We start from the raw sequence: 22,417 nt of genomic DNA, 5'->3' as shown, positions 1-22,417 counted from the left end.
TTCAGTCGTCGATCTCGTCGACGGCATAGCGTACGCCCTGCGCATCGAGCCAGGCGCGCACGGTCTCCAGGCCGTGCCACGGGTCCGGGCGCAGGTGCTGGCACACATACAGGCCAGCATCCGTCAGCCTGGCCTCGGTGTCGGGCATGGCGCCGCCGGGCGGGCGCGGCGCCGGAGCCACCAACTCTGGCAGCTGTGCAAGGTGCTGGCGCTGTTCCTGCGTCAGGCTGGCCGTTATCCTGAATTCAAATCCCATGTTTTCTCCTTGATGTGTCGCTTGCTGTTGCGGTCATTTTTCATTATCGAAAAAATTGCACATAGCTTGGCATTCTTTCCGTTTTTGTTTTCAAACCATCTCGTCCATACTGCATAGCACTGGCCCGGCACACACAGCGTGACGCAAGGGCAGGAGCAGCAGCACCGTATAACGATATCTCTTTTTTATATTCAATTATTTTCACTAAGGAAAACATCATGCCTATCGCCACCGCCCAAGCCGCACAAAAACTGCTGACCCCGAACGATCATACCCTGATCATGATCGACCACCAGTCGCAAATGGCCTTCGCTACCCGTTCCATCGACCTGGCCCTGCTGCGTAACAATGCGGCCCTGGTGGCCAAGGCGGCAGCGGAATTCAAGGTGCCGACGATTTTGACGACGGTGGCGGCGAAATCGTTCTCCGGCCCGATCTTCGACGAGATCCAGTCCGTCTTCCCGGATCAGGCGCCGATCGACCGCACCAGCATGAACACCTGGGAAGATGCGCGCATCGCCGACAAGGTGAATGGCTACGGCAAGGGCAAGATCGTGCTGGCCGGCCTGTGGACGTCCGTGTGCATCGTCGGCCCTGCGCTGTCGGCGCTGGAGCAAGGTTTTGACGTCTACGTGATCGCCGACGCCAGCGGCGACGTCTCCGACGAAGCCCATGCGATGGCCATGCAGCGCATGATACAGGCGGGCGCGCAGCCGATGACGTCCGTGCAATACTTGCTGGAACTGCAGCGCGACTGGGCCCGCGGCGAGACCTACAATGAAACCGTGGCGACGGCCGTGGCGCACGGCGGCGGCTATGGCCTGGGCCTGATCTACGCCAAATCGATGTTCAACGCCAGCGAAGGCCATTGATTTTTCACTGACTATGGCTCCGCCGCCCGCCGGCGGGGCCGTGTTTTCATTTGATTGGGGAGTTCCCATGCACGCACACACCATCTTGCTCAACGGCCGTTTCCACACGGTCGACAGGACGCAGCCGCTGGCGTCCGCCGTCGCCATCGCCGATGGCAAATTTCTCGCCGTGGGCGACGTGGAAGACGTGATGCGCCATCGCGGCCCCGCCACGCAGGTGATTGACCTGGCTGGCCGCACGGTGATTCCCGGCCTGAACGATTCGCACCTGCACCTGATCCGCGGCGGCTTGAACTACAACCTGGAATTGCGCTGGGAAGGCGTGCCGTCGCTGGCCGACGCCTTGCGCATGCTCAAGGACCAAGCCTTGCGCACGCCGAATCCGCAATGGGTGCGCGTGGTGGGCGGCTGGACGGAATTCCAGTTCGCGGAAAAGCGCATGCCGACCCTCGATGAAATCAATGCGGCCGCGCCCGACACGCCCGTCTTCATCCTGCACCTGTACGACCGCGCCCTGCTCAACCGCGCCGCCCTGCGCGCCGTCGGCTATGACAAGAACACGCCGAACCCGCCCGGCGGCGAAATCGTGCGCGATGCGGCCGGCAATCCGACGGGCTTGCTGATCGCCCGCCCGAACGCCATGATTTTATATGCGACCCTGGCGAAAGGCCCCAAGCTGCCGCTCGAATTGCAAGTGAACTCCACGCGCCAGTTCATGCGCGAATTGAACCGCCTCGGCATCACCAGCGCCATCGACGCGGGTGGCGGCTTCCAGAATTATCCCGAGGATTACGCCGTCGTCGACGAACTGGCGCAAAAGGAGCAACTGACGATACGCATCGCCTACAACCTGTTCACGCAAAACAAGGGCGCGGAATTGCAGGACTTCCAGAAGTGGACCGGCATGGTGAAACCCGGCGACGGCACCGACTTTTACCGCCACAACGGCGCCGGCGAAATGCTGGTCTTTTCCGCCGCCGACTTCGAGGATTTCCTCGAGCCGCGCCCCGAGCTGGCGGCCGGCATGGAAGATGAGCTGGAAAAGGTCGTGCGCCACCTGGTCGAGCAGCGCTGGCCGTTCCGCCTGCACGCCACCTATGACGAATCGATCAGCCGCATGCTCGACGTGTTTGAAAAGGTCAACCGCGACACGCCGTTCGCCGGCCTGCACTGGCTGTTCGACCACGCGGAAACCATCAGCCCTCGTAATATCGACCGGGTCAAGGCGCTCGGTGGCGGCCTGGCCATCCAGCACCGCATGGCTTTCCAGGGCGAGTATTTCGTCGAGCGCTATGGCGCGGATGCCGCCAAGGCCACGCCGCCCGTGCAGCGCATGCTCGACGCAGGCGTGCCCGTCGGCGGCGGCACGGATGCGACCAGGGTCGCCAGCTACAACCCGTGGACGGCGCTGTACTGGCTGGTATCGGGGCGCACCGTGGGCGGCCTGGCCCTGACGGATGCGGCGGGCAGACTGTCGCGCGACACGGCGCTGGAACTGTGGACGGCGGGCAGCGCCTGGTTCTCCAGCGAGCAAGGCAAGAAGGGGCGCATCCGCGCGGGCATGCTGGCCGATTTGAGTGTCCTGTCGGCCGATTATTTCACGGTGCCGGAAGAGGCGATCAAGTCGATCGAATCCGTGCTGACCATCGTCGGCGGCAAGGTCGTCTACGGCCAGGGGCCATTTTCGGCACTGGCGCCGCCTTTGATTCCCGTGCTGCCCGAATGGTCGCCCGTGCGCGCGGTGCCCGGCCATTACCGGCCCGTGGCGAAGCAGGCGCAAGCCGCCATGCCGCACCAGTGCGCGGGCGCCTGCGGCGTGCATGCGCACGCCCACGACCGGGCGCGCAAATCGGCCGTACCGATCAGTGACTTTTCCGGCTTCTGGGGTACGCTCGGCTGCAGCTGTTTCGCCTTCTAGCCGGTGGCGCGCCTTATTTGGAAATGCGCAAAATGGCCGAGGCGAGCCGCGTGAAACAGGGACTCAGCTCGCTTTCGGTGGCCGCATAGCAGTACAGGCCCACGGGTTCGGCCGGCTTGCGGCAACGGTTTGGTGCATCCGCCGTATTGGCCATGCAGCGCAGCAAGTCCTCGCCGATTTCATTGTCCGGCCCGGCCTTGGCCTTCAGTGCGGCGCCCATGCCCAGAGTAAATATGTAGGTATTTTCCAGGCGTGCCTTGCTGGCCATCGCCTCTGCCAGGTTGCGCGATGCACGGTGCATATTGGTCCACTGGAGTTTTCTGGTGGACATATCTTTGCTCACCGCACGCGGCGTAGTGGTCACGATGGGGAATTCGCGTGCCGTCGGATCGTCGGCCTGGGCGGGAAGATTGTGCGCGTTATACCAGGTCGGCAATTCACTGATCAGGTTTCTGGTGCAATAGGTCTCGGGCGTGAGCTTGGCGCTGCTTGCATTGATACGGTACAGTCCATCTGTCGCAAAACCGCTCGATGGTAAATCGTCGTACACGGCCAGCGCTCCCGCTTTCGTGCAATTGCCCGTGGTAGCGGGGAAAAAGTAAGAGGAAAAGGCGGACGGAGATCCATCGGAAAAGAACACGATGACGCGCAGGCTGGAGCGATTGTTCTGGCTGATGCTATTGAGCTGGTCCTGAGCATTCCACATGCCTTCCGAGTAATTCGTGCCGCCTTCGAACTTGTAGCCATTGATGGCATTGCCAGCCTGCGTGCGATCGAAGCCGCGATCGCTTGTCTTGATCGGCAGATCGAGCTGCGCGCCGCTGGCAAAATGCAGCAAGCCGACGCGGTCCACGGTGGAATTGAATTTATTCAGGAAGGACTTGCCCGCCGCCCGCACGGCGTCGGCATTGCTAGCCAGCGAGCCCGAGGTATCCATCACCAGCACCATGTCCAGATCCTTGCGGATGGTTTGCGCGGTGGCGGCCACGTTCAAGGTCTTGAAGCCGAGTACGCCCATCAGCGAGACGGGCAGCGAGGCGGTGGCAGAGACGTCGATGGTGACGATGCCCTTGTCGAACGTGACGCCGACGGGGTTGAGGGTCGGCGTCGACAGCAGGAACTGGTCCGGATAATTGATGTCAAAAAATTCCTTGGCCGACTGGCGCGCATTGGTCCGCTGTTCCTCTTCCGAGCTGCCCGCCGTGACGCCGCGCGCCGCCGCCAGGCTGGCCGAATCGACGGCCGCGTTGAGCTTGGCCTTGACGAAGTAGCCGAGGGCCGAATCGACGGCCAGGCCCACCGAGGCGATCAAGACGACGGCCGACAGCGCCACCATGATCAGCACTTGCCCGCCTTGCCGCTTGTGTGGAATGCGCATCAGAATACCGTCATCGAAGTGAGGTTGGGGCCCAGAACGGGCGTCGTGCTGTTGCCAATTTTCAAGGTGCCGAACAGCATGTCGAAATTGTAGAAAGTTTCCACGGCGTAGATCAGTTCGCCGTCGGACAGCTGGTCCCGCATCAACGCCACCGTGGGGGCGGACTCGTCCTTGGCGATGCCCGTGCACGCGCCATTGCTCCAGCTGCCGCATTGCCACACCTGGCTGGCGGGCTGGTAGCCGCTGGCCTTCGCGCCCGCATCCCAGCGGTACTGTTCCAGCACGATGTTGCGCATGCCGCTCTTGGCCGTGTAGCCCATGATCTTGGTGATATAGATCATGCCGCGCTGGTTCATGTCCAGCGGCGGCGTGCTGGCCGCCAGCGCATTCATGATGGCCTGGCTAGATCCGCTCAGGTCGGACGTGGAGCGCGAGGCCAGGTTGGCGCCTTCGCGGCTGATGTTGAGCAGGATGGTCTTGGCCTGGATGGCGCGCGACAGATCGACCACCATGAACAGCAGCAGCGCCAGCAGCGGCAGCACGATGGCAAATTCGATGGCGGCGATGCCGCGCGCGGCGCGCGCAGGAAAGTAGCCGCGCATCACAGGCCGCCAAAGCTTTCATTGCGCATGGTGGCCGCCACGACGAAATGCGCCTGGCCATCGCGGAACAGGGCACGGATCATGGGCGTGGCAAACGCCCAGCGGCAATCGACGGTAATGACGACGATATCGCCGGCCTGGCCGAACATGGCGGCGCCGACGGCATCGCTGCCGTTGACGGAGATCACGGGGCTGACCTTGTCATACATGCCCATGGAACTGTCGCGTATTTTTTGCATCACGGCCTGGTAGCGCTGCTGGTTGGCGCTGTCGGGGTCGAGGTCCTTGGCCCCCGTGACGGCATAGCGCGCGCCTTCGCGCACCGCGTGCTGCATGGTCATATTGGCAAAATAAGCCATGCTCAATTCGATGATGCCGATTATCAGCATGAGAAAGGCCGGTGTGATCAGGGCCAATTCAAGCAGCGTGGTGCCGCCTTGTCCGTCGTGCTTGCGGAATATGCGGGAATCGGCCTGTTTTAAACGCATGGGAATAATCCGGTTAAGTTCCGCAATGACGAATGTCGGGCGGATGGCATTGCGCCATTTGACTGGCGATTATTCTATATCGATTTTCAATGGCGTGTCCGCCATTTAAATTATTACAGGTCAAGATAATCGTAATTAACTGCCTTATTTCAATTGTGCCGGCCCCGTCCCCACAGGGCCGGGAGTAATATGCGCGGGTAGGAAAACAGGCCTGGTGTCAGGATTGTCCTGCGTGCAGGCAAGGACTTGTTTTGCAAGGTGATGCAACAAAATGCTGCAATGTAAGCAACAGCAGCGGTGGCAGCTGCGATGGCGCACTCGCGGTGCGTCCGTCCTGGCCACGCTGCCCCTCCATCGGCACACGCCCGCCATGCGGCGTCCGCTGGCCTGGGTCACGCACCGCGTGTGCGCGTGCCGGACCAAGGCCTCTTCCTTCGTGCCCCCATGACTTTTTCCCCCTGCGCGCGGCAGCAGAAGGCGCGCGCGGACGAGGCAGGCAACCCGATTCGGATCAACAACATTCCCCGAGGGGAGTGGGCTTCAAGTAAAGAGGTAAAGCATGTCAACAAACAATGTCATCCGCGTCATGCTGGTGTCGGACCACAAGACCTGGCTGTGGGGCCTGGAGCAGTTGTTCGCCAGCGCCCAGCCGGCGATGCAGGTGGTGGCCAGTTCCACCGAGATCGACAGCGCGCTGCTGCTGGCGCGGACCCTGTGCCCCGACGTCATCGTGCTGGACGCCGACCTGGGCTGCGGCGGCGCCTGCGCCATCGATTACCTGCCGCAGCTGCTCGGCAATGGCGTGTCGCGCGCAATGCTGTTCAGTGGCACACAGGACCAGGCCGCCTGCGGACGCGCCGTGCGCAGCGGCGCGCGCGCGGTGGTGGGCAAGGAAACGCCCGTCAAGCAAATGGTCGACGCCATCGCCCGCCTGCATCAGGGCGAGTTGTGCCTGGATCCGGCGCTGCTCGACAGCATGCTGGGCGTGCTGAACAAGCCGGAAGCGGCGCCCGATCCGGAAGAGCAGCGGATCGCCAGGCTGACGCTGAAGGAGCGCAAGATCGTTGCCATGATGGTGGAAGGAAATGGCGCGCTGAACCGCGCAATCGCCCAGCGCGCTTTTATCTCGGAGCAAACCTTGCGTAATCATCTGACATCGATCTACAGCAAGCTCGACGTCACCAACCGCCTGGAATTATATGTGTACGCCACCCGCAACCGGCTGGCCGAGCCCATCCATGCGGAATGACAGTACATATGTCCTGATTATAGACAAAAAATTAAGATGTTTTGTACTGCGCATAAAATGACTTTTCTCTGATTCGATTTTATGTTTGTTTATATAAAATACACGCATCAGAAATTGGCAAATAAAAACAAGGATAATGTTTTTATTTTCAGACTGTATTTTCAGTTTTTATCATGTTTAAAACTTGACCTGAAAGGGAATAATATGAATTTCATTAAAAACTTTATCGCCGAAGAAGATGGCGTGACTGCCATCGAATATGCGCTGATCGCGGCATTGGTGGCTGCGGCGCTGGTCACGGCCGTCGGCTATTTCACCACCGGCCTCGATGGCGCCTTCAAGGCGATCGGCACCAAGCTGACGGGCGCGGCGATTTAAAACGCCTGCCCACCGCGCTGCACCCGACAGGCCGGCTGCCCATGCGCACCGGCCTGCCGACTTCCCGCCCAACGATGCGCATGCTGTCATGCGCTCGGCTTGCATCAGGTACACGATGGACCCTCATTCTTTCTGGACGTTCAGCCCCGCCATAGTCTTGTGGGGGCTGCTTGCCGCGGCTGTCTGGCATGACGTGCGCCGCCGGCGCATTCCCAACCGGCTGGTGTTTGCCGGCGCCGTGCTGGGCGTGCTGCTCAACAGCCTGGCCTTGCCCGGGCTGACGCCGGCCGGACCGTGGCTGGCGCTGGGCGGCCTGGCCGCCGGCCTGGGCTTGCTGCTGCCCATGCATGCGCTGAAGGCGCTGGGCGCGGGCGACGTCAAGCTGATGGCGATGGTGGGAGCGTTTCTGGGTCCCCGCGCCACCGTGTTTGCCGTGCTGTGCAGCCTGCTCGCCGGCGGCGTGCTGGCGCTGGCCGTGGCCTTGTACCAGGGCACGCTGCGCCAGTCGCTGGTCAATGCCCGTCAATTGCTGCTGCAAGGCTGGCTGCGCGCCGCGGCGGGCGAGGCGCCGCAGCTTGACGCACCCGCCGCGCCGGGCGGCAACTTGCCGTATGCGATCGCCATTGCCGCCGGCACCGCCATCTGGCTGGCCCTGGCGGCCGGCGGCCATGCATGACGCGTCCGTCCGGAAACCCCAGTTTTACCAAGAGGAAAAACAATGAGAAATAGCCGCGTTGCGATCGTGCTGCTGCTGGCGTTGCTGATGGCGGGGGGCGCCGTGCTGGCGGCCGCGCGCTGGATGTCAGGGCAGGGCGCGCCAGCCAGCCAGACGGTGATGGTCGCGCTGGTCGATATCGGCGTGGGCGCGAAGGTGACGCCGGCCATGCTGCGCGGCATGGACTGGCCGGCCGGCGCCATGCCGCCCGGAGCATTTGGCGAGGCCGGCCCGCTCGACGGGCGCATCACGCGCAGCGCCGTCAGCAAGGGCGAGCCTGTGCTGGAAAGCAAACTCGCGCCGCCCGGCGCCACGGGCGGCCTGTCGGCCATCGTGGCGGCCGGCAAGCGCGCCATGACCGTGCGCGTCAATGACGTGGTGGGCGTGGCCGGCTTCGCCCTGCCGGGCAATTTCGTCGACATTCTCGTGCATACGCAGGATGACCGCGCCAGGCAAGCGGGCGGCGAGCCGCTGGCCATTTCCAAGATCGTGCTTGAACGCATACTCGTGCTGGCCGTGGCGCAGGAGTCGGGCCGCGACGACAACAAACCCAAGGTGGTCAACGCCGTGACCCTGGAGCTGACGCCGGAGCAGGTGGAAAAGCTGGACCTGGCGCGCAGCGTGGGCAGCCTGTCGCTGGTGCTGCGCAACCAGGTCGATCCGGAACCCGTCAACACGGGCGGCGCCACCAAGGAGTCGCTGCTGGAACTGAAGGCGCCGGCGGCGGCCGCGCCGGTGCGCGCGGCGCGGCGCCAACCGGCCCCGGCACGCGCCGCCGCGCGCGACAGCATCACCGTCATCAAGGGCATGGATACGAGCGTCCAGCAATTTTAAAAATCAGCAGGCAAGCAAGCAAGGATGATCGATGAACACATTTTGTAAGCACGCCACGAGTGCGGGCATGCGCCTGGCCCTGGCGGCAGCACTGGCCTGGCCAGCCATCGCCATCGCGGCGGCGCCGGCCAGGCAAGCCGTCATGTCGCCGGTGGCGGCGCCGGCCATGTCGCTGGGCGCCGATATCGCCCGCCTGGGCGAGCCCGTGCGCATCGCCGTGGGCAAGTCCACCTTGCGCAAGCTGAGCTTGCCGGTGTCGCAGATCGCCGTCAACGATGCAAGGGTGGCCGGCGCCAGGATGCTGGGCTCGTCCAGCCAGCTGTTCGTCTGGGGCCTGGCCCCGGGCAGCACCAACCTGATCCTGTGGGACCGGCAGCAGCGCCCCGTGATCGTCGATATTGAAGTCGAGATCGACGTCGAAGGCTTGCAGGCACAGCTGGCCTATGTCTTTCCTGGCGAGCGCGCCGTGAAAGTTGGCGCGGCCGGCGGCAGCATCGTGCTGTCGGGGCAGGTGAGCGACGGCGTCAAGGCCAGCCAGATCCTCGAGATGGCGCAAGCCTATGCGCAGCGCGGCGTGGGCGAGGCGGCGGCGCCTTCCGCGCCGGCCGACGGCGCCGCCAGCGCGGGCGGCGGCGTCAAGGTCATCAATATGCTGACGATCGCGGCGCCGCAACAGGTGATGCTGGAAGTGAAGATCGCCGAAGTGTCGAAGACGCTCGTCGACCAGCTCGGCGCCAGCGTGGGCCTCAGCGGCACGCGCGGCAACTGGAGCTACGGCCTGCTGTCGAACCTGCTCAGCGGCAACCCCAGCCAGCTGGGCGCCGTCAACGGCAAGAATGGCAACGGGCTGACGCTTGATGCGCAAAAGCGCGACGGCCTGGTCAAGGTGCTGGCCGAGCCGAACATCATGGCCATCAGCGGCCAGGAAGCCAGTTTCCTGGCGGGCGGCAAGATTTTCATACCGGTCGCGCAAGACAGCACGACCAACAAGATCACGCTGGAAGAAAAGGAATTCGGCATCGCCGTCAAATTCACGCCCACCGTGCTGGAAGGAGGGCGCATCAACCTGAAGGTGGCGCCGGAAGTGTCGGAGCTGAACCGCGAAGGCATCGGCATCACCACGGGCGGGGGCGCCACGGCCAATGCGGTGTTGCCGGCCTTTACCACGCGGCGCACCACCACCACGGTGCAGCTGTTCGATGGCCAGAGTTTTGCCGTTGGCGGCTTGATCAAGAACAATGTGACGACCAACATCAAGGCCTTGCCCTTCCTGGGAGAGATTCCCGTGCTGGGCGCGCTGTTCCGCAGCAGCGATTTCCAGACCGACCGTACCGAGCTGGTGTTCATCATCACGCCGCACCTGGTCAAGCCGCTCGACACCGCCGATGGCGCCGATATCGTGCTGCCGACCGACGCCTACGTGGCGCCGAGCCGCGGCGAGTTCTTCTTGCAGGGAAAAATGGAAGGCGCCGCCGCGCCACGGCCACGCCAGGAAGCGGCCGCGCAGACACCGGCGCCCGGTCCGGACACTCAATAGGAGCACATCATGCAGCATTCTTTTTACTTTCCCGTGCTGCTGGCCGCCCTGGCCGCCAGCGGCTGCGCCGCCACGCCGAATCTGGACCGCCAGTTCGGCCACAGCGTCGCGCAGCTGCGCGCGCGGCAAGTGCTGTCGCCGCAGGCGGGCGCGAACCGCGACCCCGTGGCCGGCATCGACGGCAAGGCCGGCCAGGCCGCCTACGCGGCGTACCAGAAAAGCTTTGCCGCGCCCGCGCCGCAAGGGGCCGCCTTTACCATCGGTGTCGGAGCGCGTCCGTGAACCTGGCACCGTCACCACAGAATCAGCAAGGCATATCGTGAAAATCGCCATCCATTCCAGGGATGAAAAAACCCTGTCCGAACTGGGACGGCTGCTGCGCAGCCGCAACCGGCTCGACGAGATCTGCGCTGGCGGCGACTCGCTCGAACCGCTGCTGGCGGCGCAGTCGCTGCCCGACGTGCTGATCTTCGACCGTCCTTCAAACGACGGCGCCGACCTGGCCGCCATCGAGCGCCTCAGCAACCTGCATCCGCGCATGGCCTTCATCGTGCTGTGCCACCAGCAGGCGCCCGATTTCCTGCTGCAGGCCATGCGCGCGGGCGTGCGCGACGTGCTGCCGTTTCCCGCCGCGCCGGCCAGCCTGCATGCGGCGCTCGAACGCATTGAGGAAAAGCTGGAACGGCGCGAGCATGGCAACGGCAAGGTGCTCGCCTTCATTTCCTGCAAGGGCGGCAGCGGCGCCACCTTCATTGCCAGCAACCTCGGTTATGCGCTGGCCGCCGGCGGCCAGCAGCGCGTTGCGCTGATCGACATGAACCTGCATTTTGGCGACGCCTCGCTCTTCGTTTCCGAGAACAAGCCGCTGGCCACCCTGTCCGACGTCACGCGCGACATCCACCGGCTCGACTCCTCGTTCCTGGGATCGAGCATGCTGCACATTCTGCCCAACTACAGCGTGCTGGCCGCGCCCGAGGATCCGGCCCACGCCAGTGAAGTGGCGCCCGAGCACATCGACGCCATCATCCGGCAAGCCAGGCGCCAGTACGATTTCATCGTGCTCGACGTGGGCCGCAACCTCGACGCCGTCAGCGTGCGCGCCCTCGACCACGCTGACATGATCTTTCCCGTGCTGCAGGCGACCTTGCCGTACATCCGCGACGGCAAGCGCCTGCTGGGCATGTTCCGCTCGCTCGAATACGCGAAGGAAAAGGTGCACATCATCGTCAACCGCCACGACAAGGGCGGCGAAATCCGCCTGCGCGACCTGGAAGCGGCGTATGGCACGGCCGTCTACCGCACGGTACCGAATCACTACGCTTCGGCCGCCGCCTCCGTCAACCAGGGCATGCCGATTTTGCAGCTCGACAAAGCCAGCCCGATCACCCGCTCGCTGCAGGAGTTCGCCGCCAGCCTGGCCGGCGGCGCGGCCAGCACGGCGCGCCAGGGCTGGCTGGGCCGTGTTCTGCGGCGCGCCTGATTCACCTTTTAAACAGGAGCATTTCATGGCTAGTTCTCCCACCGCCGCCTTGTCCATCCGCGAACGGCTCGGCAGCGCCAAGATCGCCGCGCTCGCGCCGCAACGCGCGGCCGCCATCGACAACCACGGCTACCGCGACCTCAAGCTGCGCATCCATGGACTGCTGCTCGAAAGAGTCGACCTGGAAAGCATGCAGCGTCTGTCGCAGGAGCGCATCCGCGAAGAATTGCGCGGCCTGGTCGAGCGACTGCTGGACGAAGAGGCGGTGGTCATCAACGACGCCGAGCGCCGGAGTCTGACGCGCGACATCCAGCACGAGATGCTGGGCTTCGGGCCGCTCGAAACCCTGCTCTCGGACGCCAGCGTGTCGGACATCCTCGTCAACGGCCACAAGCAGGTGTATGTGGAGCGCGGCGGCCGGCTGGAGCTGACCGACATCTGCTTCGACGATGACGCCCACCTGATGAAGATCATCGACAAGATCGTCTCGCGCGTGGGCCGGCGCATCGACGAATCGAGTCCCATGGTCGATGCGCGCCTGCCCGACGGTTCGCGCGTCAACGCCATCATCCCGCCGCTGGCCATCGACGGCCCCGTGATGTCGATCCGGCGTTTCTCCGTCGATCCGCTGCGCCTGGCCGACCTGGTCGCCTACCGCAGCATGACGGCCGAGATGGCCGAGGTGCTGCAGGGCCTGGGCAAGGCGAAGATGAACATCCTCATTTCCGGCGGCACGGGCAGCGGCAAGACGACCATGCTCAACGTGATTTCCGGCTTCATCGGCCATACGGAACGCATCGTCACGGTGGAAGACGCGGCCGAGCTGCAATTGCAGCAGCCGCACGTGGTGCGCCTGGAAACGCGGCCCGCGAATATCGAAGGCAAGGGGGAAGTATCGCAGCGCGCGCTGGTGCGCAATGCCCTGCGCATGCGTCCGGACCGCATCATCCTGGGCGAAGTGCGCGGCGCCGAGGCGCTCGACATGCTGGGTGCGATGAACACGGGCCACGAAGGCTCGATGGCCACCATCCACGCCAATACGCCGCGCGACGCCATCACGCGGCTGGAAAACATGATCAGCATGGCGGCCGCCAACCTGCCCAGCAAGGCCATCCGGCAGCAGATCAGCTCGGCCGTGTCGGTGGTGGTGCAAGTGTCGCGCCTGATCGACGGCAAGCGCAAGGTCACGTCGATCCAGGAAATCACGGGCATGGAAGGAGAGGTCATCACGATGCAGGAAATCTTCAGCTTCAGGCAGACGGGCGTGGCCGAGGGCGGCGCGGTGGTCGGGCATTTCTCGGCCAGCGGCATCCGCCCGCGTTTCCTCGAACGCCTGAACAGCTTTGGCATCGGCGTCTCGGCCGCCCTGTTCGAGCCCACGGTGGCAGGGCGCTGACCGCCATGCTTTCCTACCTTGTCTATGTGTTCCTCTTCCTGGCCGTCCTGCTGCTGGTGGCGGGCGCCTGGCTGGCATGGCACGCGGCGCGGGGGCCAGGCGCGGCGCGGGTGGCGCGGCGCTTGCAGTCGATGTATACGGCCAGCGATGGCGAACAGGCGCTGTCGATCACCAAGCAGCGCCCGCTGAGCGTCTATCCCTTCCTGCAGGGCGTGCTGGAAGGCTTGCCCGGCGCGCGGCGCGTCGAGCAACTGCTGCTGCAGGCGGGCATGCGCTGGCTGGTGGCCGGCTTTCTCGGCTATTGCGCACTGGGCGCGACGGTTGGCCTGCTGCTGGCCAGCGCGCTGCCGCTGCCATGGTATGTGCGCCTGGGCCTGGGCGCGGGCGGCGCCGCGCTGCCGTATCTGCTGGCGCGCCGCGCCAGGAGCCGGCGGCTGGTGCGCATCGAGCAGCAGTTGCCGGACGCGCTCGACCTGATGGGCCGCGCCATGCGCGCCGGCCATGCCTTTCCCACCGCGCTGAAAATGGTGGGCGAGGAGATGACGGGGCCGCTGGCCGACGAGTTTCGCGCCGTGTTCGACGAAGTCAGTTTTGGCGTGGCGATGGCCGATGCGCTGGGCAACCTGGCCGCGCGCGTGCCCAGCACGGATTTGCGCTATTTCGTCATCGCCGTGCTGATCCAGCGCGAGACGGGCGGCAACCTGACTGAATTGCTGGGCAGCATCAGCGCCATCATCCGCGACCGATTGAAACTGCTGGGGCAGGTGCGCGTGCTGTCGGCCGAAGGGCGCATGTCGGCCTGGGTGCTGGGCTTGCTGCCGTTTGGCGCGGCGCTGATGATGCACGTGATGAATCCGCAGTTCATTGCCGTGCTGTACACGGATGCGGGCGGGCGCAAGATGGTCGGCGTGGCGCTGGGCTTGCTGATGGTTGGCGTGCTCGGCATCCGAAAAATTATCCATATCCGGGTGTGACATGAAAGAAAAGACACGATGAGCGGCATGAGTGCGGCGCAGTTGGCTTTGCTGGGCCTGCTGTTCCTGATTGTTTTCGCGCTGGCCGTGCTGGTGCTGCGCCTGTTCGCCGGCAGCGCCGTGCAGGAGCGGCTGCAGGCGCTCGGCGATGCCGCCGCCGGCGACCGCGAGCGCCATGCCAGGCGGCGCTGGGTGGCGCACGCCGTCAGCCTGACGCGCCCGCTGGCCAGGCTGTCGCTGCCGGACGAGGGCTGGGAACGTTCGCCCATCCGCAGCCGCTTCGTCCATGCCGGCTGGCGCAGCCAGGCCGCGCCGGCCCTGTTTTATGCGGCCAAGACGGGCCTGTTCGTGGGCTTGCCGCTGCTGCTGTATTTTCTGCTGCGCCAGGGCGGGCACAATATGCCGTTGTGGCTGCTCGCGGCGGCGGCCCTCGGCTATTACCTGCCCAATGTCTGGCTGTCGCACTGCCTGAAACAGCGTCAGCGCGAAGTGTTCGAAACCTTTCCCGATGCGCTCGACCTGATGACGGTGTGCGTCGAGGCGGGGTTGGCGATGGATGCGGCGCTGGCGCGCGTGGCGCAGGAAATCGGCCTGAAAAGCGCGGTCCTGGCCGAAGAGCTGCAGCTGGTGACGCTGGAGCTGCGCGCCGGCAGCGCCAAGGACAAGGCCTTGCGCAACCTGGCTCTGCGCACGGGCGTGGAAGACGTGGATGCGCTGGTGACCTTGCTGATCCAGGCCGAGCGCTTCGGCACGAGCATCGCCGCGTCGCTGCGCGTGCAATCCGACCAGCTGCGCACCAAGCGGCGCCAGCGCGCCGAAGAAACGGCGGCCAGGATCGCCCTCAAGCTGCTGTTCCCGCTGATCTTTTTCATCTTCCCGTCGCTGATGGTCGTGCTGATGGGGCCGGCGTTCCTGCAGATTTACCGCGTGCTGCTGCCGGCCATGCGCGGCAATTGAAAGATCGCTGAGAGGCGAAAAAAAAGCTGCCGGAGTTTCCTCCGGCAGCTTCTTTACATCAGAGCGCTTCTGGCAATCAGGCGAATGGCGTCAGCAGGGTGATCATCTGGCCAAAGATCTTCGGGCTGGCGGCGATGACGTCGCCCTTGTACAGGTAGTCCGATTCGCCGCTGAACTCACCGACGATGCCGCCCGATTCCGTGATCATCAGGGCTCCGGCGGCGATATCCCAAGGCTTCAAGCCTTTTTCGTAGAAGCCGTCCAGGCGGCCGCAAGCGACGTAGGCCAGGTCCAGCGCGGCCGAGCCGGCGCGGCGCACGCCCTGGCTGCGCTCGCCCATGATCGCGTACATCTTCAGGTATTCGTCCAGCGCGCGGGCGCTGCCGGCCACGTAGCCGGTGCCCAGCAGGGCGTTCGAGATGCGGTCGAGCTTGGTGACGCGGATGCGTTTTTCGTTCAGGTAGGCGCCGGCGCCCTTGGTGGCCGTGAATAGGTCGTTGCGGACCGGATCGTAGATGACGGCTTGCGTGACGACGCCGCGATGCGCGAGAGCGATCGAGATGCAGTATTGCGGGAAGCCGTGGATAAAGTTGGTGGTGCCATCGATCGGGTCGATGATCCACTGATATTCATTCTCGTCGTGCGAGTTGGCGGAAGCTCCCGATTCCTCAGCCAGGAACGCGTGGTCCGGGTAGGCTTTGGACAGCACCTCGATGATGGCTTGTTCGGCCGCCTGGTCGACGTCGGTGACGAAATCGTTATGTTGTTTTTCCGTGACGACGACGCGGTCGAGGTCGAAAGAGGCGCGATTGATGACGGCGGCGCCGCGGCGGGCGGCTTTGATCGCCGTGTTGAGCATTGGGTGCATGTGAGCTTCCGTTAAAAGCACGCGACCGCCCAGCGTCGCCTTTCGGCGCCGGTACGATAGAGTGCAAGAATGAATTAAAGAGCGGAGCGGTGCCGAAGTGGTTAAAATCCCGGCCTGGAGTCAGCGTTTTGTGACTCCGTTTCCCGAAATTTCCTGTATCGATACCGCGCAATAGCGCTATTTTAAATGAATCTGCCCGAAATCAACACGTCTCTTTTCAAACGCCTGCGATTTATTCTTGTCGAAACTAGTCGTCCTGGCAACATTGGCGGCGTCGCGCGCGCCATGAAAACGATGGGTTTTTCCGATCTGGTGCTGGTCAATCCCCGTTTTCCCGATGCCTTGACGGATGCGGAAGCGGTGGCCTTCGCCAGCGGCGCGCAGGATATTTTGTCGGGCGCGCGCATCGTCGGCTCGATCGCCGAAGCGCTCGAAGGCTGCAATTACGCGGCGGCTGTCTCGGCCCGATTGCGCGAATTTTCGCCGCCCGTCACGGCCCCGCGCGCCATCGCGGCCCAGCTGGCCGCCGGCGAAGAGCTGCACGCGGCCGTCATCTTCGGCAACGAGCGCTTCGGCTTGCCCAACGAGATCGTCGAGCAGTGCAATGTGCTGATCAACATTCCCGCCAATCCCGAGTATTCCTCGCTGAACCTGTCGCAGGCGGCGCAAGTGGTGGCTTATGAATGCCGCGTAGCGGCCCTCGGCGATGGGCAAGCCGCCAGTCCCGTCGGTTTCCATGGCGATGCGGCCAGCCTGGCGCAGGTCGACGGCATGTACGCGCATCTGGAGCAGGCCTTGGTCGCCATCGATTTCCTCGACGCCGACAATCCGAAAAAGCTCATGCCGCGCCTGAAACGCCTGTTTTCGCGCACGGGGCTGGAAACGGAAGAAGTCAACATCCTGCGCGGCATCGCCCGGCATATCCTGGCGGTAGCGAAAAAGGCGCCATGATAGAGACCCGGCTGCTGCGCCAGTTCATCGCCGTCGCCGAGGAACTGAACTTTCGCCGCGCGGCCGAACGGCTGCACATGGCGCAGCCGCCGCTGTCGCAGGCGATACTGCGGCTGGAAGACTTGCTCGGCTACCCTGTATTCGAGCGCACGAACCGCAAGGTTGCCTTGACGCCGGCCGGCTACACGTTTCTGGCCACGGCGCGCCAGGTGCTGGCCAGCCTGGAAGAGGGCGTGGCCGCTGCGCGCCGCGTGGCGCAGGGCGTCGAGGGGCACTTGCGCCTCAGTTTCATCCACATCACACCCTACGCCCACGTACTCGATGCCTTGCGCGCTTTCCGCGCCGCCTCGCCCGCCGTGCAATTCACCTTGCGCGAAGCGTCGACGCAGCAGCAGGTCGAGTGGCTGGAAAAGAACGAGGTCGATATCGCCCTGCTGCGCGCACCGGGCCGCAGCACGCCGCTCTTGCGCTTCGAGCGCCTGTCCGGCGAAGACATCGTCGTGGCGCTGCCCTTTAACCACCGCTGCGCGGGGCTGACGCGGGTGGACCTGGCGGAGCTGGCCGGTGATGATTTCGTCGCTTCGCCGCGCGAACTGGGCCAGGGTTTCCACGACCAGCTGGCCAGCCTGTGCCTGCACGCGGGCTTCGTGCCGCACGTGGCGCAGCAGGCGCGCCGTTTGCAAACGGTGCTGGGACTGGTGGCGGCCGGCTTCGGCGTGGCCCTGCTGCCGGCCAGCCTGGCCGCGTCCAGGCCTGCCGGCGTCGTCATGCTGCCGGTGCATAGCGATGCGCCCGAAGCGTTGCGCCAGCTCGACCTGTACATGGCGTGGGATCCGCAACGCACGTCGCCCGTGCGCGAGCGGCTGCTGGCGCAGTTGCGGCTCTTTTCCGCCTATTGAGACTTGAATTGAGACGTTAAGCGTCTCGTTTCAAGATAAATAAGATATTTTACAGATGATGGCCCAGGGGCCAGCATGGCGTTTTTGATTGTCAGGAACTGCCATGTCCACCATGTCCTCGCGCACAGTGCTGCCGTCCGCCACGCTGCCATTCTCCATTTATCTGCTCTCCCTGTGCAGCTTCGCCTTTGGTTTATCTGAATTCATCGCCGCCGGCCTGCTGTCTCCCATGGCGCGCGACTTGCACGCCAGCGTGGCGGCGGCCGGCGGCGCCATCGCCGCGTATGCGCTGGGGGCGGCCATCGGTGCGCCCATCCTGACGGCCATGCTGGCGCGTCGGCCCACGCGCCAGGTGCTGGTGGCCACCATGCTCGTGCTGGCCGTTGGCAGCGTGGCCATGGCGGCGGCGCCGGCACTGGGCGCGCTGCTCGGTGTGCGCTTTACCGTGGGCCTCGCGCATGGCGTGTTCATGGCCGTCGCCTCGCATGCGGCCACCAGCCTGGTCGACCCGTCGCGCGCAGGAAGAGCGTTGTCCGTCGTCTGGCTGGGCCTGACCCTGGCGCTGGCCGGCGGCGTGCCGCTGGGGACGTGGCTGGGCGCCGTCTCGTCGTGGCGCTGGGTATTTGCGGCCATCGGCGTGCTGGCCTTGTGCGGCGGCGCCGGCTTGTGCTGCGCCATGCCCGCCGCGCGCCAGCAGCTTGCCGCCGTATCGGCGCTGGCCAGCCTGCGCGCCATCTTGCAGCCACCCCTGCTGATGGCGGCCGGCGTGGCGGCGCTGGTCAGCGTGGCTACCTTCAGTTTCTTTACGTATGTGTCGCCCTTCCTGCTGCAGCTGGGCGGACTCGATGCGGGCTGGCTGGGCGCCGCCATGCTGTGCTTTGGCGCGTGCGCGATCGGCGGCAACCTGCTGGGCGGCTGGTGCGCCGATCGTCCCCACGCGCTGCGATCCACCGTGCTGGCCCTGGCCGCGCTGGCGCTCAACTTGCTGGGCTTTTATATGTTGCGCGCCCAGCCCCTGGCCATGCTGGCCCTGTGCGGCACTTTGGGCTTGCTGTTCTTTGCCCTCGTGACCCTGTCGACCATGCGGCTGCTACGCCTGGCGCAGCAGCATTGCCCGGGCAGCGACGCCGTGGCGGCGGGCCTGAATATCGCCGCCTTCAATGCGGGGACGGCCGTTGGAGGCGCGCTCGGCGGTGCGCTGATCGTTGCTTTTGGCTTGCCCAGCATCGCCATCGGCGGCGCGCTGGCGGCGCTGCTGGCCATGCTGCTGCTGTGGTTTCAGTCGCGCAAACTAGACTCTGCGCTCTAGTTTTTGCGTTCAAACGCCCACTGCCTTTGGCGTACACTGGCCTGCAAAAGGCCGTACAAAACAAGGGGAGACATGGGGATGCAACGCAGATCGTTTCTGAAACTGGGCTTGCTTGGCGCCGGGGTGCTGGCCGCCGGCGGCGCCGCCTACCGTCTCGTGCGCGGACCGGCGCCGCCTGGCCGCTTCGTGCTTGACGGCGGGGCGCGCGCGGCGCTGGCGGCCATCGTGCCAGCCATGCTGGGCAGCGCGCTGCCGCAGGAAGCCCCCGCGCGCGCCACGGCGCTCGACGGCGCCATCACCGGCGTGGACACGGCCATCCGTGGCTTGCCGCTGGCGGCGCAGCAGGAGGTGCAGGACCTGTTTGGCTTGCTGGCGCTGGCACCCGCGCGGCGCTTCGTCGCCGGTGTGCATGGCGGCTGGCTTGACGCGGATCCCGCCCAGGTGGCCGCCTTTCTGCAGTCGTGGCGCACGCACCGCCTGGCGACACTGCAGACGGCCTACCTGGCCCTGCACGACCTGATCCTCGGCGCCTGGTATGCCGATGCCGCCCACTGGGCCGCCATCGGCTATCCGGGACCGCTGCCCGAACTGAGCGCATAAGGCATCCATGAGCACATCTCCCATTCCTGACCCCATCGCCATCGGCGTGGCCGCCGGCTGGAACGTCACCGACGCCAGCACCCTGCGCACCGACCGCAGCTTCGAGGCCGATGTCGTCGTCATCGGCAGCGGCGCCGGCGGCGGCGTGACGGCGGAAATCCTCGCGCTGGCCGGCTTGAAAGTGCTGATCGTCGAGGAGGGCGGCCTGAAGTCGTCGCAAGACTTCAAGATGCGCGAAGCGCAAGCCTATCCTGCCCTGTACCAGGAATCGGCCGCGCGCAAGACGCGCGACAAGGCGATCAATATCCTGCAGGGGCGCACCGTCGGCGGTTCGACCACCGTCAACTGGACCTCGAGCTTCCGCACGCCGCCCGGCACCCTCGAATACTGGCGCAAGCATTTCGGCTTGTCCGGCTATGGCGTCGATGCCATGGCGCCGTGGTTCGCCATGATGGAAAAGCGCCTGCACGTGAGCGATTGGGCCGCGCCGCCCAACGAAAACAACGACTTGTTGCGCCGCGGCGCCACGGCGCTGGGCATCCCCACGGCCGCCATCCGGCGCAATGTGAACGGCTGCTGGAACCTCGGCTACTGCGGCATGGGCTGCCCGACGAACGCCAAGCAGTCGATGCTGGTGACGACGATTCCCTCGGCGCTGGCGCTGGGCGCGGGCCTGCTCGTGCATGCACGCGCCGAGCGTTTCAGCTTCAAGGGCGAGCGCGTCGACAGCTTGCAGGTGACGGCGCTGGACGCCGCCGGGCAAGTGCCGACGGGCGTGCGCCTCACCTTGCGCGCCAAACATTTTGTGCTGGCCGGCGGCGCCATCAATTCGCCGGCGCTGCTGCTGCGCTCGCAGGCGCCCGACCCGCACGGCTTGCTGGGCCGGCGTACCTTTTTGCATCCGACGGTGGTCTCGGCGGGCCTGTTCCCCCAGCGCGTCGATGCTTACGCGGGCGCGCCGCAGACGATTTATTCCGACCATTTCCTGCACACGGCGCCCATCGATGGCCCCATCGGCTACAAGCTTGAAGCGCCGCCTTTGCACCCGCTGCTGATGGCCACCACCATGGGCGGCTTCGGCGATGAACATGCGCGCACGATGCGCGAATTTCCCCATGCGCACGGCTTGCTGGCGCTGCTGCGCGACGGCTTTCACCACGATGCGGCGGGTGGCAGCGTGTCCATCGACAGTTTCGGCGCGCCCGTGCTCGACTATCCGCTCACGCCCTTCATCTGGGATGGCGCGCGGCGCGCGCTGCTGTCGATGGCGGAAATCCAGTTCGCCGCCGGCGCGAACAGCGTGTATCCCGTACACGAGCTGGCCCGCCACTACACCAGCTGGGCGCAGGCGAAACAGGCCATCGGCGCATTGCCGATGCAGGCGCTGCTGGCGCGCGTGGTGTCGGCCCACGTGATGGGCGGCTGCGCCATGTCGGACGATGCACGGCTGGGCGTGACGGGGTCCGACGGGCGCTACCATGGCGTGCGCAACCTGTCCGTGCACGACGGTTCGCTGTTTCCCACCTCGATCGGCGCCAATCCGCAACTGACGCTGTATGCACTGGCCGCGCGCCTGGCCAGCGGCCTGGCGCAAGCGCTGACGGGCAAGCCGGCCCCCGTGCCCGTGCCAACAGCCGCATGATCGCGCGCATCCTCAAGTGGCTGATGCTGCTGCAAGTGCTGGCCGTGCTGGGCGTGGCGTACCTGGCCATGCATGCGTGGGGCGTCACGTCGCCGCTGCTGGCCGTGCTGCTGGCGGTCGCCATGCTGCTGGCCGTGCGCGCGCTGGTCGTGGTGCGCAATTTCCTGGAAAGCCGGCGCCTGGGCAGCCCCGTGCCGCCTGAATACCAGCTGGGCGCCATGGGTGCCGCGCGCCTGTTCCTGTGCGAGTTGCGCGCCACCCTGTGGACGTCGTCGTGGGGCATGCTGCGTCCGCGCCTGCATGCGGCCGACATCATCACTGGCCAGGGTCTGCCCGTGCTGCTGATCCACGGCTATGTGTGCAACCGCGGCTACTGGACAAAGCTGAGCGGGCAGCTGGCGCGGGCCGGCATCGCGCACGAGGGCGTCGATCTGGAACCGATCAACGCCGACATCGAGGCGTTCGTGCCGCAGGTCGAGCAAGCCATCACCGAGCTGTGCACCCGCACGGGCAGCGACCGCGTGATTCTTGTCGCCCACAGCATGGGCGGCCTGGTGGCGCGCGCCTGGCTGCGCCGGCATGGCGCGGCCCGCGTGGCCCGCATCATCACCATCGGCACGCCGCACCACGGCACGGCGCTGGCCAACCTGGCGGCGGGGACGAATGCGCGGCAGATGAGCCGTATCGATGGCGCGCCGAGCGGCTGGCTGGCGCAACTGGCCGCCAGCGAGACGGCAGAGACGCGCGCCCTGATCACGTCAATCTATTCGCATCACGACAATATCGTCGCGCCGCAATCGTCCGCACAACTGCCCGGTGCGCGCAATCTCGCCTTCGGCGGCATCGGCCACGTGGCGCTGGCCAGCGATGCGCGCGTGCTGCGCCAGTTGCTGGAAGAAATCACTATCAAGAACGAAGTCGCCCAACCCCCATCTACTCCCCATTTTGCCTGAGTCCTGTTGTGTTTTGTCTGCATGGCAAGACTGTCTGTTTTGACTCTGCTGTTGCCCCTGTTTAACAACGCACGGGGCAGAAAATGCTGTTTTCCACTGGCGTACTGTATTAAGCTAACGTCAGAAGACAGCCGGCGAAATTTTTTTGCTGGGGCCGCTTG

The 22,417-nt window shown here is 65.1% G+C and carries 23 protein-coding genes; 18 read left to right on the top strand and 5 right to left on the bottom strand.

Annotated features, from left to right (window positions below):
* Position 1: 1 nt before the first annotated feature.
* Positions 2–256, bottom strand: a complete 255-nt coding sequence (locus ACPJXG_RS19575) for a hypothetical protein (protein ID WP_035826351.1) — start codon at positions 254–256, stop codon at positions 2–4.
* A gap of 218 nt (positions 257–474) precedes the next feature.
* Between ACPJXG_RS19575 and ACPJXG_RS19570 the strand changes: the two genes are divergently transcribed.
* Together ACPJXG_RS19570 and ACPJXG_RS19565 are read left to right on the top strand one after the other, a co-directional pair.
* The gene (locus ACPJXG_RS19570) at positions 475–1,128 is read left to right on the top strand and encodes a hydrolase (protein WP_046682462.1); all 654 of its coding nucleotides are present in this window, start codon (positions 475–477) and stop codon (positions 1,126–1,128) included.
* Between the two features lie 67 nt (positions 1,129–1,195).
* Entirely contained in the window at positions 1,196–3,046 is a 1,851-nt protein-coding gene (locus tag ACPJXG_RS19565; protein WP_425252061.1) for an amidohydrolase, read from the top strand.
* A 13-nt stretch (positions 3,047–3,059) separates the two neighbouring features.
* Here ACPJXG_RS19565 and ACPJXG_RS19560 read toward each other — a convergent pair whose 3' ends face one another.
* From ACPJXG_RS19560 to ACPJXG_RS19550, 3 genes are read right to left on the bottom strand one after another with little or no spacing between them, the layout of a single operon-like run.
* Positions 3,060–4,424, bottom strand: a complete 1,365-nt coding sequence (locus ACPJXG_RS19560; RefSeq protein WP_425252060.1) for a vWA domain-containing protein — start codon at positions 4,422–4,424, stop codon at positions 3,060–3,062.
* On the bottom strand, positions 4,424–5,026 hold the full coding sequence (locus tag ACPJXG_RS19555) for a TadE/TadG family type IV pilus assembly protein (RefSeq protein ID WP_425252059.1): 603 nt from the start codon (positions 5,024–5,026) through the stop codon (positions 4,424–4,426). The genes ACPJXG_RS19560 and ACPJXG_RS19555 overlap by 1 nt, the downstream gene beginning before the upstream one ends.
* Positions 5,026–5,514 (bottom strand): TadE/TadG family type IV pilus assembly protein, encoded by a 489-nt coding sequence (locus tag ACPJXG_RS19550; protein ID WP_425252058.1) that lies wholly within the window; start codon positions 5,512–5,514, stop codon positions 5,026–5,028. The genes ACPJXG_RS19555 and ACPJXG_RS19550 overlap by 1 nt, the downstream gene beginning before the upstream one ends.
* 559 nt (positions 5,515–6,073) lie before the next feature.
* Here ACPJXG_RS19550 and ACPJXG_RS19545 point away from each other — a divergent pair.
* The 10 genes from ACPJXG_RS19545 to ACPJXG_RS19500 all read left to right on the top strand — a co-directional run bounded on the left by ACPJXG_RS19545 (position 6,074) and on the right by ACPJXG_RS19500 (position 15,034).
* Positions 6,074–6,763, top strand: coding sequence for a LuxR C-terminal-related transcriptional regulator (locus ACPJXG_RS19545; protein ID WP_099402619.1), 690 nt, complete (start codon positions 6,074–6,076; stop codon positions 6,761–6,763).
* Between the two features lie 204 nt (positions 6,764–6,967).
* The gene (locus ACPJXG_RS19540) at positions 6,968–7,141 is read left to right on the top strand and encodes a Flp family type IVb pilin (RefSeq protein WP_071650303.1); all 174 of its coding nucleotides are present in this window, start codon (positions 6,968–6,970) and stop codon (positions 7,139–7,141) included.
* Positions 7,142–7,256: 115 nt separating this feature from the next.
* Positions 7,257–7,817 (top strand): A24 family peptidase, encoded by a 561-nt coding sequence (locus tag ACPJXG_RS19535; RefSeq protein WP_425252057.1) that lies wholly within the window; start codon positions 7,257–7,259, stop codon positions 7,815–7,817.
* Positions 7,818–7,859: 42 nt separating this feature from the next.
* Positions 7,860–8,690, top strand: coding sequence for a Flp pilus assembly protein CpaB (gene cpaB, locus ACPJXG_RS19530; RefSeq protein WP_425252056.1), 831 nt, complete (start codon positions 7,860–7,862; stop codon positions 8,688–8,690).
* Positions 8,691–8,721: 31 nt separating this feature from the next.
* Positions 8,722–10,227 carry a type II and III secretion system protein family protein gene (locus tag ACPJXG_RS19525; protein ID WP_425252055.1) on the top strand — a complete coding sequence of 502 codons (1,506 nt, stop codon included), beginning with the start codon at positions 8,722–8,724 and terminating at the stop codon, positions 10,225–10,227.
* A gap of 9 nt (positions 10,228–10,236) precedes the next feature.
* Entirely contained in the window at positions 10,237–10,509 is a 273-nt protein-coding gene (locus tag ACPJXG_RS19520; RefSeq protein WP_278318323.1) for a hypothetical protein, read from the top strand.
* A 37-nt stretch (positions 10,510–10,546) separates the two neighbouring features.
* Entirely contained in the window at positions 10,547–11,707 is a 1,161-nt protein-coding gene (locus tag ACPJXG_RS19515; RefSeq protein ID WP_425252054.1) for an AAA family ATPase, read from the top strand.
* A 49-nt stretch (positions 11,708–11,756) separates the two neighbouring features.
* Positions 11,757–13,103, top strand: coding sequence for a CpaF family protein (locus ACPJXG_RS19510; protein ID WP_425254772.1), 1,347 nt, complete (start codon positions 11,757–11,759; stop codon positions 13,101–13,103).
* A 5-nt stretch (positions 13,104–13,108) separates the two neighbouring features.
* A complete protein-coding gene (locus ACPJXG_RS19505; protein WP_425252053.1) occupies positions 13,109–14,077 on the top strand; it encodes a type II secretion system F family protein in 969 nt (322 codons plus the stop codon).
* Between the two features lie 18 nt (positions 14,078–14,095).
* A complete protein-coding gene (locus ACPJXG_RS19500; protein ID WP_257626348.1) occupies positions 14,096–15,034 on the top strand; it encodes a type II secretion system F family protein in 939 nt (312 codons plus the stop codon).
* 76 nt (positions 15,035–15,110) lie between these two features.
* Here the strand turns inward: ACPJXG_RS19500 and ACPJXG_RS19495 are convergent, their stop codons facing one another.
* Positions 15,111–15,893 carry an inositol monophosphatase family protein gene (locus ACPJXG_RS19495; RefSeq protein ID WP_035826389.1) on the bottom strand — a complete coding sequence of 261 codons (783 nt, stop codon included), beginning with the start codon at positions 15,891–15,893 and terminating at the stop codon, positions 15,111–15,113.
* Positions 15,894–16,088: 195 nt separating this feature from the next.
* On the opposite strand from ACPJXG_RS19495, the gene ACPJXG_RS19490 reads away from it, so the two are divergent.
* The 6 genes from ACPJXG_RS19490 (at position 16,089) to ACPJXG_RS19465 (ending at position 22,256) form a co-directional block, all read left to right on the top strand.
* Positions 16,089–16,853 (top strand): RNA methyltransferase, encoded by a 765-nt coding sequence (locus tag ACPJXG_RS19490; RefSeq protein ID WP_425252052.1) that lies wholly within the window; start codon positions 16,089–16,091, stop codon positions 16,851–16,853.
* Positions 16,850–17,752, top strand: coding sequence for a LysR substrate-binding domain-containing protein (locus ACPJXG_RS19485; protein WP_425252051.1), 903 nt, complete (start codon positions 16,850–16,852; stop codon positions 17,750–17,752). The genes ACPJXG_RS19490 and ACPJXG_RS19485 overlap by 4 nt, the downstream gene beginning before the upstream one ends.
* A 103-nt stretch (positions 17,753–17,855) precedes the next feature.
* Positions 17,856–19,061, top strand: coding sequence for an MFS transporter (locus ACPJXG_RS19480; protein WP_425252050.1), 1,206 nt, complete (start codon positions 17,856–17,858; stop codon positions 19,059–19,061).
* Positions 19,062–19,133: 72 nt separating this feature from the next.
* Positions 19,134–19,661, top strand: coding sequence for a hypothetical protein (locus tag ACPJXG_RS19475; RefSeq protein WP_225243673.1), 528 nt, complete (start codon positions 19,134–19,136; stop codon positions 19,659–19,661).
* A 7-nt stretch (positions 19,662–19,668) separates the two neighbouring features.
* On the top strand, positions 19,669–21,303 hold the full coding sequence (locus ACPJXG_RS19470; RefSeq protein WP_425252049.1) for a GMC family oxidoreductase N-terminal domain-containing protein: 1,635 nt from the start codon (positions 19,669–19,671) through the stop codon (positions 21,301–21,303).
* The gene (locus ACPJXG_RS19465; protein ID WP_425252048.1) at positions 21,300–22,256 is read left to right on the top strand and encodes an esterase/lipase family protein; all 957 of its coding nucleotides are present in this window, start codon (positions 21,300–21,302) and stop codon (positions 22,254–22,256) included. Before ACPJXG_RS19470 ends, ACPJXG_RS19465 begins: the two co-directional genes overlap by 4 nt.
* Positions 22,257–22,417 lie beyond the last annotated feature (161 nt).

It is taken from the genome of Janthinobacterium sp. NFX145, assembly GCF_049810325.1.
Taxonomy (GTDB): Bacteria; Pseudomonadota; Gammaproteobacteria; order Burkholderiales; family Burkholderiaceae_D; genus Janthinobacterium; species Janthinobacterium rivuli.
This window is presented reverse-complemented; position numbering and strand designations above follow the sequence as displayed.

Excerpts from the sequence above, each read along its gene's own strand:
- ACPJXG_RS19575 (WP_035826351.1), bottom strand. The coding sequence starts at position 256 with ATGGGATTTGAATTCAGGATAACGGCCAGCCTGACGCAGGAACAGCGC.
- ACPJXG_RS19570 (WP_046682462.1), top strand. The coding sequence starts at position 475 with ATGCCTATCGCCACCGCCCAAGCCGCACAAAAACTGCTGACCCCGAAC.
- ACPJXG_RS19565 (WP_425252061.1), top strand. The coding sequence starts at position 1,196 with ATGCACGCACACACCATCTTGCTCAACGGCCGTTTCCACACGGTCGAC.
- ACPJXG_RS19560 (WP_425252060.1), bottom strand. The coding sequence starts at position 4,424 with ATGCGCATTCCACACAAGCGGCAAGGCGGGCAAGTGCTGATCATGGTG.
- ACPJXG_RS19555 (WP_425252059.1), bottom strand. The coding sequence starts at position 5,026 with ATGCGCGGCTACTTTCCTGCGCGCGCCGCGCGCGGCATCGCCGCCATC.
- ACPJXG_RS19550 (WP_425252058.1), bottom strand. The coding sequence starts at position 5,514 with ATGCGTTTAAAACAGGCCGATTCCCGCATATTCCGCAAGCACGACGGA.
- ACPJXG_RS19545 (WP_099402619.1), top strand. The coding sequence starts at position 6,074 with ATGTCAACAAACAATGTCATCCGCGTCATGCTGGTGTCGGACCACAAG.
- ACPJXG_RS19540 (WP_071650303.1), top strand. The coding sequence starts at position 6,968 with ATGAATTTCATTAAAAACTTTATCGCCGAAGAAGATGGCGTGACTGCC.
- ACPJXG_RS19535 (WP_425252057.1), top strand. The coding sequence starts at position 7,257 with ATGGACCCTCATTCTTTCTGGACGTTCAGCCCCGCCATAGTCTTGTGG.
- cpaB (WP_425252056.1), top strand. The coding sequence starts at position 7,860 with ATGAGAAATAGCCGCGTTGCGATCGTGCTGCTGCTGGCGTTGCTGATG.
- ACPJXG_RS19525 (WP_425252055.1), top strand. The coding sequence starts at position 8,722 with ATGAACACATTTTGTAAGCACGCCACGAGTGCGGGCATGCGCCTGGCC.
- ACPJXG_RS19520 (WP_278318323.1), top strand. The coding sequence starts at position 10,237 with ATGCAGCATTCTTTTTACTTTCCCGTGCTGCTGGCCGCCCTGGCCGCC.
- ACPJXG_RS19505 (WP_425252053.1), top strand. The coding sequence starts at position 13,109 with ATGCTTTCCTACCTTGTCTATGTGTTCCTCTTCCTGGCCGTCCTGCTG.
- ACPJXG_RS19500 (WP_257626348.1), top strand. The coding sequence starts at position 14,096 with ATGAGCGGCATGAGTGCGGCGCAGTTGGCTTTGCTGGGCCTGCTGTTC.
- ACPJXG_RS19495 (WP_035826389.1), bottom strand. The coding sequence starts at position 15,893 with ATGCTCAACACGGCGATCAAAGCCGCCCGCCGCGGCGCCGCCGTCATC.
- ACPJXG_RS19490 (WP_425252052.1), top strand. The coding sequence starts at position 16,089 with ATGAATCTGCCCGAAATCAACACGTCTCTTTTCAAACGCCTGCGATTT.
- ACPJXG_RS19485 (WP_425252051.1), top strand. The coding sequence starts at position 16,850 with ATGATAGAGACCCGGCTGCTGCGCCAGTTCATCGCCGTCGCCGAGGAA.
- ACPJXG_RS19480 (WP_425252050.1), top strand. The coding sequence starts at position 17,856 with ATGTCCACCATGTCCTCGCGCACAGTGCTGCCGTCCGCCACGCTGCCA.
- ACPJXG_RS19475 (WP_225243673.1), top strand. The coding sequence starts at position 19,134 with ATGGGGATGCAACGCAGATCGTTTCTGAAACTGGGCTTGCTTGGCGCC.
- ACPJXG_RS19470 (WP_425252049.1), top strand. The coding sequence starts at position 19,669 with ATGAGCACATCTCCCATTCCTGACCCCATCGCCATCGGCGTGGCCGCC.
- ACPJXG_RS19465 (WP_425252048.1), top strand. The coding sequence starts at position 21,300 with ATGATCGCGCGCATCCTCAAGTGGCTGATGCTGCTGCAAGTGCTGGCC.